The organism is Geobacillus sp. LEMMY01, from assembly GCF_002042905.1.
Taxonomy (GTDB): domain Bacteria; phylum Bacillota; class Bacilli; order Bacillales; family Anoxybacillaceae; genus Geobacillus; species Geobacillus proteiniphilus.
The window spans coordinates 231,453-244,868 of the sequence record NZ_MVKA01000001.1; the positions used below are offsets into that span (position 1 = coordinate 231,453).

At 54.6% G+C, this 13,416-nt stretch carries 14 protein-coding genes; 7 read left to right on the plus strand and 7 right to left on the minus strand.

Going from position 1 to position 13,416, the window contains the following annotated elements:
• Positions 1-30: 30 nt before the first annotated feature.
• Together B1A75_RS01175 and B1A75_RS01180 are read right to left on the minus strand one after the other, a co-directional pair.
• The gene (locus B1A75_RS01175; protein WP_041470277.1) at positions 31-921 is read right to left on the minus strand and encodes a PucR family transcriptional regulator; all 891 of its coding nucleotides are present in this window, start codon (positions 919-921) and stop codon (positions 31-33) included.
• A 238-nt stretch (positions 922-1,159) separates the two neighbouring features.
• Positions 1,160-1,348 (minus strand): hypothetical protein, encoded by a 189-nt coding sequence (locus tag B1A75_RS01180; RefSeq protein ID WP_041470249.1) that lies wholly within the window; start codon positions 1,346-1,348, stop codon positions 1,160-1,162.
• A gap of 115 nt (positions 1,349-1,463) precedes the next feature.
• Here B1A75_RS01180 and B1A75_RS01185 point away from each other — a divergent pair, with 115 nt between their 5' ends.
• Positions 1,464-1,865, plus strand: coding sequence for a hypothetical protein (locus B1A75_RS01185; RefSeq protein ID WP_079935581.1), 402 nt, complete (start codon positions 1,464-1,466; stop codon positions 1,863-1,865).
• On the opposite strand, the gene B1A75_RS01190 is transcribed toward B1A75_RS01185, so the two are convergent.
• From B1A75_RS01190 to B1A75_RS01205, 4 genes are read right to left on the minus strand one after another with little or no spacing between them, the layout of a single operon-like run.
• Positions 1,825-2,991: a YheC/YheD family endospore coat-associated protein gene (locus tag B1A75_RS01190; RefSeq protein ID WP_014194979.1), complete on the minus strand. Its 1,167-nt coding sequence runs from the start codon at positions 2,989-2,991 to the stop codon at positions 1,825-1,827. The genes B1A75_RS01185 and B1A75_RS01190 overlap by 41 nt on opposite strands.
• Positions 2,985-4,337, minus strand: a complete 1,353-nt coding sequence (locus tag B1A75_RS01195; RefSeq protein WP_079935582.1) for a YheC/YheD family endospore coat-associated protein — start codon at positions 4,335-4,337, stop codon at positions 2,985-2,987. The genes B1A75_RS01190 and B1A75_RS01195 overlap by 7 nt, the downstream gene beginning before the upstream one ends.
• Positions 4,334-5,401: a YheC/YheD family endospore coat-associated protein gene (locus B1A75_RS01200; protein WP_014194981.1), complete on the minus strand. Its 1,068-nt coding sequence runs from the start codon at positions 5,399-5,401 to the stop codon at positions 4,334-4,336. The genes B1A75_RS01195 and B1A75_RS01200 overlap by 4 nt, the downstream gene beginning before the upstream one ends.
• 6 nt (positions 5,402-5,407) lie before the next feature.
• On the minus strand, positions 5,408-6,484 hold the full coding sequence (locus B1A75_RS01205) for a YheC/YheD family endospore coat-associated protein (RefSeq protein ID WP_014194982.1): 1,077 nt from the start codon (positions 6,482-6,484) through the stop codon (positions 5,408-5,410).
• A gap of 126 nt (positions 6,485-6,610) precedes the next feature.
• On the opposite strand from B1A75_RS01205, the gene B1A75_RS01210 reads away from it, so the two are divergent.
• The 4 genes from B1A75_RS01210 (at position 6,611) to B1A75_RS01225 (ending at position 10,891) form a co-directional block, all read left to right on the plus strand.
• Positions 6,611-7,744 (plus strand): DUF445 domain-containing protein, encoded by a 1,134-nt coding sequence (locus B1A75_RS01210; protein WP_079935583.1) that lies wholly within the window; start codon positions 6,611-6,613, stop codon positions 7,742-7,744.
• A gap of 71 nt (positions 7,745-7,815) precedes the next feature.
• The gene (locus B1A75_RS01215) at positions 7,816-8,175 is read left to right on the plus strand and encodes a YlbF/YmcA family competence regulator (protein WP_074044769.1); all 360 of its coding nucleotides are present in this window, start codon (positions 7,816-7,818) and stop codon (positions 8,173-8,175) included.
• 133 nt (positions 8,176-8,308) lie between these two features.
• Positions 8,309-9,172: a Cof-type HAD-IIB family hydrolase gene (locus tag B1A75_RS01220; RefSeq protein ID WP_074044770.1), complete on the plus strand. Its 864-nt coding sequence runs from the start codon at positions 8,309-8,311 to the stop codon at positions 9,170-9,172.
• Between the two features lie 213 nt (positions 9,173-9,385).
• Positions 9,386-10,891: a coproporphyrinogen III oxidase gene (locus B1A75_RS01225; protein ID WP_074044774.1), complete on the plus strand. Its 1,506-nt coding sequence runs from the start codon at positions 9,386-9,388 to the stop codon at positions 10,889-10,891.
• Between the two features lie 37 nt (positions 10,892-10,928).
• On the opposite strand, the gene B1A75_RS01230 is transcribed toward B1A75_RS01225, so the two are convergent.
• Positions 10,929-11,114 carry a YhzD family protein gene (locus tag B1A75_RS01230; RefSeq protein WP_074044771.1) on the minus strand — a complete coding sequence of 62 codons (186 nt, stop codon included), beginning with the start codon at positions 11,112-11,114 and terminating at the stop codon, positions 10,929-10,931.
• A gap of 148 nt (positions 11,115-11,262) precedes the next feature.
• On the opposite strand from B1A75_RS01230, the gene B1A75_RS01235 reads away from it, so the two are divergent.
• Both B1A75_RS01235 and B1A75_RS01240 read left to right on the plus strand, forming a co-directional pair.
• The gene (locus B1A75_RS01235) at positions 11,263-12,162 is read left to right on the plus strand and encodes an ABC transporter ATP-binding protein (RefSeq protein ID WP_074044772.1); all 900 of its coding nucleotides are present in this window, start codon (positions 11,263-11,265) and stop codon (positions 12,160-12,162) included.
• Positions 12,155-13,384, plus strand: coding sequence for an ABC transporter permease (locus B1A75_RS01240; RefSeq protein WP_074044773.1), 1,230 nt, complete (start codon positions 12,155-12,157; stop codon positions 13,382-13,384). Before B1A75_RS01235 ends, B1A75_RS01240 begins: the two co-directional genes overlap by 8 nt.
• Positions 13,385-13,416: the final 32 nt, after the last annotated feature.

The window sequence follows — 13,416 nt, forward strand, 5'->3', positions numbered from 1 at the left end:
TTTTCGGCGACATGACAAAAAAGCGGGGGATTACGAACGACGCCGGTGCAAGATGGCCAAATAGACGGCTGCCGCCCCTTTGAACCGTTTGATGTCAACACCAGTTTGCTCCGTCCATTTATCGATTCGATATTGCAAGCTATTGCGGTGCATATACAGCTTTTTCGCTGCCATCGAGACGTTTAAGTTGCATTGCAAAAACGTCTCCATCGCCCGCACTTCCTCCTCGTCGAATCCGTCAAGAAGCGAGAGGGTCCGGCGGGCTTTCTCACTGACTGCTCCTTCTTCAAAGAGCGGAAGCGGAATGACGTCTTCCCATTCGTACACAGTTCGTTTCGGCCAAAAGCGCCGAGCGGCGGAAAAACACTCTTTTTCAAGGAGAAACGATTCATATAGCCGTTCATCGACGGGGCGGATCGGGCCGATCAATAAATGAATGGAAGTATAAAAATCAGCGGCGAGCGCCTCAGCCATGTCCGCTAACGAAGGCGGCTCCGTCGTTCGCTTTTGTTTCGCTTCGACGATCAGCCCGCGCCGATCTTGCTCCCAGACGATGGTGACCGGGGAAGAAAACAAGCCGCGAACGGCGTCAGCAAACTCCTCTTTGTTGGCGATCGGCCGGCTGGCCGTAAAATGAATGAACCGGCAGTACGGAGCAGCGAGCCGAGCGAGCGCGGCTGGGTCGCCGGTTGCCATCCATCGTTTCCATGCCCGCTCCTCTTCGCTTTCCGGTTCGCGCCGGCGCTCGGCGGGGGTGAAAAAAAGCGCCAGCAATCGCCGCTCCTGCTCTGTCAATCGATGCTTGGCGATGCCGATCTCATCACCGTCGGCGGTGTAAAACCATTCGTAATCTTCGGGGTGTTCCGGCTGACCGTTGATAACGATGTCCCTTTCATAAAGCGACTTGAGCTCTTTTAACATCGCGGCGCACCCTTTTCTGTCAAGGATGATGTCACGCCGAAGATGAATCGGCGTTGTTTTCATTATACCAAATCCCCGCGAATGGAAAGAAAGACAATGGATGAAAGCGGGAAAGCCGCAGGATGAACGGGCGGCTTGGTCAACAGCGGGCGTCTCGAACGATCCCCGCCTAACGCATCGGCGGAGGGGCTCATAGAACAAAAGGCCGACTTTCCCGAGGCGGGAAAATCGGCTCCGTTTACTGGCCGGCTTCGTACGGCGGTTCTTCTTTGACAAGATCGCGCGCTTCCTCAATGTTGACGTCATCGCCGCGGCCGTACACGGCACCGCCGGCCATCCCTTCGTTGATCATGCGGTCGATGTCCATATAGTATTCATCGCGCCCTTCGTACAACGAATCCCGGCGCTCGGTTTCATTTCGTTCCATCATCTCGCTCCTTCCTCTCATCGTTTTTCCTAAAGTTTGTCCAAAAGAGGCATACGCTATCCATGCCCTTCATATGGATGAAACAGGACAAGCGGGAAGAAAGGGTGGCAAGGAAATGATCATGCTTATCAAAAAATTGCTCGAAACGACCGCCGCGGCGGAAGACAAAGCCCGGCAACTCGCAGAGATGGAAACGGATGAGGCATGGGCGGCCTACTTGGCTGAAGCCGAGCGGCAGCGTAAACTTTGGCAATACGTGCATTATTTAGCCACTGGGGCTAACGCCGACGATCGAGCGGAAAGAGAGCAAAGCAAAGCAGGCGCACCTCGTTTCGAGCTCTTGCAAGCCATGGCGGCGGCTGAGTGGGAAAAAGCGATGTTATGCCAGAACGTCTGCCAAAGCTTAAACGGGGCCGCCAAACAAGCGGCCGATGCTGTGTTCCGCCAGGCGCTTCGCTACAGCGGCCAGTTTCTAGCTATGGCGCACGATGAGCGAGCTCGGCAAACAGCTGATTGAGCCTCTCGAGCCGCCGTGCCTCAATCTCCGGCTCGTCAAACACCATCGGCTTGGCGTTGATTTCATAAATGTAAAGCTGCCGCTCGCTTCCGACGCCGATGTCGGCGGAAAACTCACCGACAAAGCCAAACCGTTCGCCAAGGCGCGCGCCGCTCAAGGCAATAAGCCGCTCGAGCGCCGCTTCATCGATGCGTTCCTTGACTTCTTTGTACGGCAGGATGGTCCCGCCATGAAACACATGGGTTGTCACCGACTCGACGTCGGCCGAACGGACGCCGATGCCGGTGATCGTATGGCGGCCGTTGTGCCAATGGGCGAGCACGCGCAAATCGTAGCGGCGTCCGTTCCACTCGTCAGTTTCAGCCAGTGCTTGGGCGATGTAGCGGCCGGACTGAATGAGCGATGCGAGCGCATCGAGCGAGCAGAGCCGTTTTTGGTCGCCTGGATATTCGCAAATGGCTTCCGTCTCCGACAAGGCGGTGAGACGAAACAGCCCTATTCCTCTGGCGCCGTCATCCCGCTTCAAGTAAATGCAGCTGTATTGGCGGAGCCAAGCGCGAATGTCGGTCGCTGTTTGGACAGGCGCCGTCGGCAATAGATGCGGCCAGAGCCGGCGGTCGGACCGCAGCGCGTCGTAAACGTCCGATTTGCGGAAAAAAGAGCGGTTGACAAGCGGAACGCCATGGGCGCTCAACTGGGCAGCCGCCGTTTGAAACGGCTCGCTTTCTTCTTCTTCGCGGCTTTTTACTCGATTGTAGACGACATCGGGCAGTGGAGCGGCCGCTTCGATGAAACGATGAAGCGTCGGAACGAATATATATCCGGAGACCGTTTTCTCTCCGATGCCGGCGGCCGCGCTGACGACGGAGATGCCGCCGGCGGCGTGGATGGAGCAGATGACGGTTTCAAGCCACGGCTTTTTCCCAGCCAGCAAAGCGGAAAGGGACGAGGCGCTGACCAGCACGCCAACCAGCGGTCCCACCCGTCCATCTTGCTCGCGGACGGGAAAGACGAGATCGGGAAGGGTAGCGGCGGGAGCAACCCGGCCGCTGCCGAACCGATAAGGGCCGCCCGGACTGTTGCACACCCACTCACCGGTGTCAGGACGGTAGCCGATCGTCAGCATGGCCAAAGCGCCTCGGGTTCGGTGATGGCCGTTTTGCTGAGGTGGACGGCGTAAGCGAGCGGCAACCGCGCTGTTCGTTCGTCTGCGTCCTTTAATTTTGGATGCTTAAAAATAGACCGTCCGGGTTTGGAATTGGCTTCAAACATCCAAATCCTTCCTTGTTGGTCAACGCCAAGGTCAAAACCGATTTCGCCGATCAACGTTTCTGATGTTTCATCAAGGCAACGGCTGAGCGTAAGGGCGGCGTCAGAAAGACGGGCGAGCACGATTTCGCGCTCGGCAGCATCCGGGAAAATTTCTTCCAGCGTTTTGACGATGCCTCCGCTGTTCATATGGGTCGTGATGCTTTGTTTTCCAGCGATTTTGGCGGCGATGGCGCTCACTTGCCATATGCCGTGTTCGTTTTTGTTAACGTGAACGCGGAAATCAGCCGGTCGGCCGTTGACGGCAAGAAGCGGAACCGCTTGTTGGATGACATAGCGGTGAAGCGGCGCATGGGCGAGCAAATGATGCCACGCCGCCATGGCGGTCGGAAACAGCACTGTTTGTATTTCTCCGCTTTCATCGCGGAACCGGCATTTATAGGCGTTGTTTTTTTTCGCTAAATGATAAATGCCGCGGCCGAGGCTGCCATCGGCCGGCTTGATGTACGCTTCACGGTAGCGGGCAAGAAACTGCTCAATGGTGTGCTGCGTCACGTGGGCGGACGTCGCCGGCAAATACGGCTGCGCCTTCGGATGGGCAGCGAGCCAGCGGTAAATGTCCCATTTGTTGAAAAAACACCCGTTAAAGATCGGGATGCCGTAGGTGGTTTGCAGCGTCTTCGTCATCGTTTGAAACGTTTCCTCCTTTTCGACGCGCCGGTTTGGCAGCCGGTTGTAAACGACATTCGGCAACGGCACCGTATGGCGTTCCCAGCCGCGCTCCGTGTAAAAATAGCCGTTCGTCATGCCGTTTTCCCAGTCGATATGGGGCGCGCCAAACAAAAAGGCAAATCCGCCGACTTGCTTTTCTTGCGCCAGCAGCTTGGCAAAAAAGAAGCTCCGGCTGCCGACCGGGCGGTGGAGCGACTTTGTGAATCCGGCGGTCAAAATGCCGACAAGCGGTCCGAAGTGAACAGCTTCATCGGTCAAAAAGACATGAACGTCAGCGGCAAACGGGATCGACAAGCATCGGGCAACGTCATGCGCCACAATCACACGGTCGGTGAGACGGGGGGAAGAAATGACCCGGCATGGGGTGACAAGGCTGCCGAACGCGGCTGATGTTTGCCTAGATGCTTGGAGCGTGGCGGGAAGGATCACCGTATTCGTTTGTTGTTCGTCAATGATCAACGTGTAGGTCATTGGCTTTTCACCCCTCTGGCCAAAAACAGGCAATACCGAAGCGGCGCTTCGTACAGTTCGTTTTGTTGCTCCGGGGGCAGAAGATGTGCCACTTTTCTCCCCGGCTTGGAATTGACATCCAAAATCCACACCGCCCCGTTGTCGGTCGCGCCAAGATCCAAGCCGATTTCAAAAAAAGGACCGAACATGCGATCTATATAAACTGGCAGCGTGCGGATGATCGTCTCAACGCCATCGAGCACGAAGAGACGTTTTGAAGAGGAAAGGCGGTCGAGCCACTCGGAAAACGGACGAATGTCCGCGCCGGCGCGGACGTTGGCCACCCATGCCCCCGGTCGGCCGACTCGCACGGCTCGCACCCGCTCCACCCAGTGTCCGTTTTCATCCTTTTGCAAAAGAATGCGGAGGTCAAACGGTTCGCCCTCCGGAGTCGATAGCTGAAGCAACGGCTGCAGGACATACTCGCCGCGGCGGCTCAAGGAGGAGAGGAGCTGTTCCAGCTCGCTTCGGCGGGCAATGACGGCCTGTTCTTGACCGTGACTGTCTTGGACGGACAGCGCCTTCCCTTTCTTTTGAAAGATGCAAATGCCGCGTCCGCCGGAGCCGTGCACCGGCTTGGCGATGGCGGCTTGTTCGCGGCGGAGAAGCGCAAGCACATCATCGGCGCGCTCAAGACGGACAGTCGGCGGCACGTATGCGGACAAGAGCGGGTGGGAGGAGAGCGCTTCATATACGTCCCATTTGCCCGGTAGGCCATAGCCTAAAAACGTGAGGTCAGGTCGCTGCTTCAACCAGTTCATAATCGGTTTCGCTTTTTTGGACCGCTCATCATTGCCGTAAAAGCAGCGGTCATATAAAAACGGCGGAATGGCAAAGACGGCGTTTGTCCATTCGTTCGTTTCCGCTTGAAAGAGAAAGCCGCGGACGTTTTCCGTCTGCGGATCGATGCCAAGCGGCGAAAAGCGGCAGACAGAAATGCCGTAGCGTCTGGCGCGTTTCGCCACCTCGGTGCAATACGCGCGGTCTTGCTGTTCGTCAAGGGTGACAAAACCGAGTGAAAGCAAAACGGTTCACTCCTTTTCCTCCATCAATGTCAAACTATAGTCGACGATCGCCTTGGCCGACGGGCGGACCGATTGGTAGGAAACGGCCATATCCGTCTGTTTCGACGGCTTCGTATTCACCTCGATGATCCACGGCTGGCCATGGATGTCAATGGCAAGATCGACGCCAAACTCTCCATACAGTCCTTCCGCTTCCGAGGCGAGAACGGCGGCGGATTCCAGTGCGATTTCTTTCAGAAGCTGTTTTTGCTGGAACGCGTCAGCTCTCGTATACCACTTCCGCAAGACGTCATTGACCGCCATCAGTTCTCCGCCGCGGGCAAGGTTAGCGACAAACTGATCGGGTGGTGCTACGCGGGCGACGGCGGAAGTGACGCGCCAATCGTTGTGGCGGATGCGATGACAAAGCAGGCGAAAATCGACCGGGCGGCTGTCGAGGGTGCGAAGCTCAAGTCCTTGTTGAATGATCATCGGCGTCCGGATTTGTCGCCGCAAAGCGGAAGCTAAAGCGTCCATCGAACGATATACGGCCGTTGAAGCGGAAGTGGAATGGCGAAGACAAATTCCGTCGTCCAAATGTTGGAGGCAGAAAATCCCTCGCCCTTGGCTGCCATAGATCGGCTTGAGAAAGACGGATGGGAAAGCGTCGAGGAATGCCTCAAGCGTATTTTGACCGCTCCAGAGCGCCGTTTTCGGCAAGTGTGGGTGCAAGTACTCGTGCCGCTCAAAATGGCAGTGCACTTCCCATTTATGCAAAAAGCGATGGTTGAATATCACCCCGTTTTCCTCGGCAAGCCGGGCGAGCAGCTCGGCAAACAAAGGGGAGCGTTCGAACTTGCGCGAGTGAAGGCGATTGTAAACGACATCGGCTGGAGGAACGTCCCGCTTGCCCCATCCGCTTTCGGTCCACTGATAGCCGACTCCCTCTAAATAAAGCGGCGGCGAGGACACGTAAAAAAAGAGACCACACTTTCTAGCATATGCCGCCAATTCCTCACAAAAATGATGGATGGAGCCAAAGGCGGCTTGTTCACTTGTTTCATTGATTTCCGTCAGCACGGCCATCGTTCGTTGTTTGCTCATCGCAGTCCCTCATTTGCGCATTCGTCAGGCAAGCTCTATAATGAACAATTAGGCAAACGTTTATATCGCCATCGTATGATGACGGACGCCGTTTGGTGACAGCGGCGGGGACGGAAGGAGAAGAGGATGGAAACGTTCGTTTATTTGCTGTTTATGGTGGCGGTCGGGGCGCTCATTGGCGGGGTGACGAATTTTATCGCCATCGTGATGCTGTTTCGCCCATATGAGCCGATGTACGTGTTTGGAAAACGGCTGCCGTTTACGCCGGGATTGATTCCAAAGCGGCGGCGGGAGCTGGCCGAACAGCTCGGGAAAACGGTCGTGGAGCATTTGGTGACGCCGGAAGGATTGCGGCGCAAACTCATGGATCCGTCCTTTACGGCCGGGATGGCCGAGTGGGGGCGGGAATGGCTTCGAAAGTGGCTTGCGCGCAAAGAAACGCCGGCTGAGTTGCTTGAACGCCTCGGCGTTCGCTCTCCCGCCGAGCGGCTCGAAGCGATGGCGGCCGAGCAAGCTGAGCGAGCGTACGAACGGTGGAGCGAAACGTGGCGTCTGCAGCCGATACGCGATGTATTGCCGGCGGAGTTGAAGCAGACGATGGAAGCACGCGTCGAAAGTCTAGCAGGTTATTTGGCCGACCGGACGCTTGACTACTTTCGCAGCGAGGAGGGAAAGCAACAGGTTTCCGGTATGATCGAGCGTTTTTTCCAAGAGCGCGGGATGGTTGGAAATATGCTGCAGATGCTGCTTGGCAATGTCAATTTCGTCGATAAGGTGCAGGCGGAGCTCGGTAAATTTTTGCGCCATGCTGGCACAAGGGCTGCACTGGCCCGCCTCCTTTGGACGGAGTGGAACAAATGGTTGGACTATCCGCTCGCAACCGTGGAAGAGATGATCGGCCGCCGGCGCATCGATGACGCGGTGCGGTCGGCTGTCCGCCGCTTGGTGCAAAGCGGCGGCTGGCTGCATCGCCCGCTTGATGAGCTGATCGCTCCGTACGAACAACAATTGTTTGACCGCCTGATCCCGCAGGCGGCGGCAACGGCCAGCCGCCTGCTAAGCGGCAAAATCGAGGCGATTGTTGCGCAGCTTGGGTTGGCGGATATTGTCCGCGACCAAGTGGAGTCGTTTTCATTACGACGGTTGGAAGAGATCATTTTATCGATTGCCCGCCGCGAGCTGAAGATGATTACGTATTTGGGCGCTTTGCTTGGCGGGCTGATCGGCGCCGTTCAAGGCGTCATTGGCTTATGGCTGTAAGCTGTGGCATATCGCCTCCAGATGGTGCATACGTTAGAACGTGAACGATATTCGTATAGGAGGCTCTTTTTATGTCTGAAACCCTTCATGCGCTCGCTAGACAGCTTGAGCAGGCGATTCGGGCGAGCGAGCCGTTTCAGCAGCTGAAACGGGCATACGAAGATGTCCGCCGCGATGAAACCGCCTATCGGATGTTCGCTAATGTCCGCGACATCCAGCTCCGGCTCCATGAAAAACAGATGCGCGGGGCGGCCATTTTGCCTGACGAAATCGAACAGGCGCAAAAGACGATGGCGCTCGCCCAGCAAAACGAGAAACTCGCCCGCCTGATGGCGCTCGAGCAGCAAATGAGCATGACCATCGCCGAGGTTCAGCAAATCGCCATGAAGCCGCTTGAGGAGTTGCACCGTTCATTGATGGAAGGAAGATAGGAAAAACACCCGGTCGGGTGTTCTTTTTTTGTCCGTTTCGTCATAGTCATGAAAATGATAAGGAACGCAAAGCCGCCGCCAGCTTGCTGGCGGCGAAAAGAAAGGTTGAGACGGACAAAAGGGGGAGACAGCCGTGTATAAGCTGTTGGCGCTCAACATTGACGGAACGATTTTAAAAAACAACGGCCGCCTGCCGCGCGAAACGAAAGAGGCGGTCGACTATGTGAAGAAAAAAGGAGTTTATGTCACGTTCATCACGAGCCGCAATTTGCTTTCCGCCCGAAAAGTGGCGAAAGCGCTGCGGCTTGATGGGATGCTCATTGCATTCCAAGGAGCGATGATTGCCAGAACGCTTGATGATAAGCTGTTTGACGCCGTGATCCCCGAGGAGCGGACGTTTAATATCGTGCAAATTTTGGAAAACTTCAACTGCAACATCCGCCTCATGCATGAACGGTATTCGCTCGGCAATCGGAAGAAAGTGAAGAAAAACCTTGTCGTGCAGACGGTTCTCTCCTCAAGCGACCCGTTTTTCTATCCGACCCAATTTGTCGATTCACTCGGCGATGTGCTGATCGACGAACCGGTCGCTGTGCCGAAAATTGATGTATATTTTGCCACAGACGAAGAGCGGGATGAAGCGGCCGCTTTATTGACGAAATCGATTCCGTCCATTGATATGATTATGCAGCCAAACGGAAAAATGGAAATTGTCCCGCAAGGGGTGTCTAAACTCGCGGGGTTGCGCCGGCTTGCTCAACATCTCGGCGTATCGTTGAAAGAAACGGTGGTGATCGGTGACGGCCTTGACGACTTGCCGGCGATTGAAGCGGCTGGGCTCGGCGTCGCCATGGGGAACGCACCGCTTGAGGTGAAGCGGGCGGCCGACTGGGTGACGCGTTCGAACGAACAGCTCGGCGTTGCCTACATGGTGAAAGAACATTTCCGCAAACAGCAACGGATCGAGTTTTTGCAAAAACTCAAAACGAAACAGTAAGCAGTCTGAGCGGGGAGCGAACCGTGAGTAGACAACTGGCGCTTGCCGTTTTCGCGAAAATCATAAAAATGAGGCCGGAGCGAATGCCCGGCTTTTTTATCTAGTTGGCCGGGCGGGAAGCATTTCCATAAAGCCGGCGGCGAAGGTGCATTCTTCCGCTTGACGAAGGAAACAGCAGTTCAGTACACTGAAAGAAGTTTGAAAGAAAAGGTGATGAACGTGCGGATCGAAATTCAAGGACTGCCGCATCCGGAACGGTTTCAGCGCCCGCTCGAAGTGATGACCGAGCTGTTCTTCGAAGCGCCGGAGCTGTCGTTGGCGCCGCTTCCCGAGGCCGATATGGCCGCTATGTTTTCCGTCAAGGAAAACGGGTGCATCGCTGTTTCTGGGACGCTTCTCGACAAGACGTCCGGGCGCGTCGAGGAAGCGAGTCATGAACGCAGCGCGCCGGCGGACGCTGACGGGAAAACGTACGAAAAACAGCTGAAAAACGCCGTTTTGCATGTCTATTTGACGTTGCTTGAGCGTTCTACCGGCCTCATTCAGCCGTGGGGCGTGCTGACTGGCGTTCGTCCGGTCAAGCTGCTTCATCAGCTTTTGCGCTCAGGCCTTTCGAAAGAAGAGGCGCACCGGAAGCTGGCTGAAGATTATTTAGTGACAAAAGAAAAAATCGAATTAATGCAAGCGATCGTGGATCGTCAGCTCACGGTCGTTCCGGATTTATACGATTTGGCCCACGAAGTGAGCATCTATATCGGCATTCCATTTTGCCCGACGAAATGCGCCTATTGCACATTTCCGGCGTACGCCATCAACGGCCGCCAAGGGTCGGTCGACGCCTTTTTGGCCGGCCTTCATTACGAAATGGAGGCAGTCGGCCGCTTTTTGCGCGAGCGCGGCATCCGCATCACAACGATTTACTACGGCGGCGGGACGCCGACGAGCATTACGGCCGACGAGATGGACCGGCTGTACGCTCATATGTACGACGTCTTTCCAGATGTCGACCGCGTCCGCGAAATCACGGTCGAAGCCGGGCGTCCGGATACGATTACGCAGGAGAAGCTCGAAGTGTTGAAAAAGTGGCGGATCGACCGCATCAGCATCAACCCGCAGTCCTACATTCAGGAGACGTTAAAAGCGATCGGGCGCCATCATACGGTCGAAGAGACGATCAACAAGTTTCATTTAGCAAGGCAAATGGGTATGAACAACATTAATATGGATTTAATCATCGGACTGCCCGGCGAGGGGCTTTCGGAATTTACGCATACGCTCGCCGAGACGGAGCGGCTCATGCCGGAATCGCTCACCATCCATACGCTGTCGTTTAAGCGGGCGTCGGAAATGACAAAGAACAAACAAAAGTACAAAGTCGCCAGCCGCGAGGAAGTGCAGGCGATGATGAAGGCGGCCCAAGAATGGACAAAGGAACACGGTTATGTCCCTTACTATTTGTATCGACAAAAAAACATTCTCGGCAACCTTGAAAACGTCGGCTACGCGCTGCCAGGGCAAGAGAGCATATACAACATTATGATCATGGAAGAGCAGCAGTCGATCATCGGCCTTGGCTGCGGGGCATCAAGCAAATTCGTCGATCCGAAAACGCGGAAAATCACCCGCCAGGCGAACCCAAAAGAGCCGAAAGTGTACAACGAGCATTTCGCCGAATATACGGAAGAGAAAATCAATATGTTAAAGGAAATATTTGGATAAATGACAACACCCCGGGAACAACCCCGGGGTGTTTTGATTAGCGGTGAAATAAAATGAGCTTGCCGCTGGCATTGACGCAACGGTGTGTTTTGTCCAAACAGCCGCGCTCGCGCAGCTTTTGTTCACCGATTTTTTTCGCTTCTTCATCATTGGCCGCTTCAAACGTTTCATCGAGCAATTTTTCTCCATCGCGCTCAAAAGCGGTCAACGTATACATCGGCATGTCACCATCTCCTTTCGCTGAATCATCATTCATTTCTCTTTCATTAGAGGTTTGATAGGCAAATTCCTGCTTCTGTCTGAAACTTTTTTTGAGACTGCACGTTTTAATAATGTGGGTGGAAAATTTGGTTTACGTTGGGGGAATGTGGATGAGTTTAGAGATCATTGAGGTGACGAAACGGTTTGGTCAGGCGACGGCCGTCGACCATTTGACGTTGACGGTTCCGGAAGGGGAGATGTTCGGATTGCTTGGGGCGAACGGGGCGGGAAAAACGACGACTTTTCGCATGATTTTAGGCCTTCTGCTCCCAACGGAAGGGGTGATCCGTTGGCAAGGCGAACCGATTGATTACTCGAAAAGCCATCTGATCGGCTATTTGCCGGAAGAGCGCGGGTTGTACCCGAAGCTGAAAGTGCAAGAGCAGCTTCTGTATTTAGGGCGGTTGCGCGGAATGAAAAAGATGGATATTCTCCCGGAAATCAACCGCTGGCTCGAGCGCTTCCATATCCGCGATTACGCCAACAAGCGGGTGGAGGAGCTGTCGAAAGGCAACCAGCAAAAAATCCAGTTTATCGCTGCTGTGCTTCATCGACCGAAGCTATTAATCTTGGATGAGCCATTCAGTGGTCTTGATCCGGTGAACGTTGAGCTGTTGAAAGAAGCGGTGCTTGATTTAAAACGGAACGGCACGACCATTGTCTTCTCGAGTCATCGGATGGAACATGTGGAAGAGCTGTGCGAACATGTCTGCATTTTGCGCCGCGGCCGCGCGGTGGTGGCTGGAGCGCTGCGTGAACTGAAACGTTCGTTTGGCAAACAAATACTTGTCATTCAAGGGGACGGGCCGTTTGAAGAATTGGCGCGGTTTCCTGGCGTTTTGCAGTGGAAGCGGACGGCGGAAGGGGTGCGGCTGCAAATCGCCAATGAGGAGACGGCACAAGCGATACTCGGCCATATAGCAGGAAAAGTCGCGGTTCGTCTGTTTGCCTTGGAAGAACCGTCTCTGAATGATATCTTTATTGAAAAAGTAGGTGCGGCGTATGAATAAGTTTTTCCTTGTGGTGGGGCATACGTATGGAACGAAGCTGAGGGCGAAAGCATTTCTTGTGACAACCGCCATCACTTGCCTGTTGATCATCGGGGTGGCCAACATTCAGCCGATCATCGAGTTTTTCACCGGTGATGAAAAGACTCATGTCGCGGTCATTGACCGCACGGGATCTTTGTACGGTCCGCTTGAGAAGCAGGTAAGCCATGACCAAATCGCGTTGACTAAAATTACTGATATGGAAAACGAAGCGAAAGAAGCAGTCAAAGAAGGCAAATGGGACGGATTGCTCGTATTGTCCATGGATGCGGAAGGATTGCCGGAAGCGGTGTATTATGCCAATACGATTGTGGACAATCAGACGCCTGAGGAACTGGAACGAGCGCTAAGCCAGCTGAAAACAGCGCTTTCAGCCGCTAAGCTCGGCCTGACGGATGAACAAATGGCTGAGCTTTACAAACCGGTTCCGTTCCAAAAGGTGGCATTGGAAAAAAACGCGAAGACGGAAGAGGAGTTGAACCAAGCGCGCGCTCTTGTTTATGTCCTTCTTTTCGCGATGTATATGTTTGTTTTGATGTATGGAGGAATGATCGCGACGGAGGTGGCGACGGAAAAATCGTCGCGCGTGATGGAAATTTTAGTGTCGAGCGTTTCCCCGGTCCAACAGCTGTTTGGCAAAATCATCGGCGTTGCTCTTGTCAGCTTGACGCAATTTTTCGTTTTTTTCGCCGTCGCTTTCGCCGCGTTAAAAACGAGCGGGCAGGAAGTGTGGCGCTTTCTCGGATTTGACCACCTGCCGGCATCGATATTTGTGTACGCACTCGTTTTTTTCTTGCTCGGTTACCTCTTGTATGCGGTGCTATTTGCCGTGCTCGGTTCGCTCGTCAGCCGGGTCGAAGATGTGCAGCCGGCGATTACGCCGGTCATGATGTTGGTTGTCGCTGCGTTTATGATCGCGATGTTTGGCTTGAATGCGCCAGAGTCGGCGTTCGTGACCGGCGCCTCGTTTGTTCCCTTTTTCGCTCCGATGCTCATGTTTTTGCGCATCGGCCTCGTTTCCGTGCCAGGGTGGGAAGTGGCGCTCAGCCTCGCGCTTTTAGCGGCGACGATTGCCTTGCTGATCTATTTTGGCGCCAAAGTGTATCGAGGCGGCGTGCTGATGTATGGGCGAATGAACATTTTCAAGGATATGAAACGGGCCATTCAGTTAACAAAAAAATAAACAGCGTGACGGGACGTTTGGGTCAATGTTTC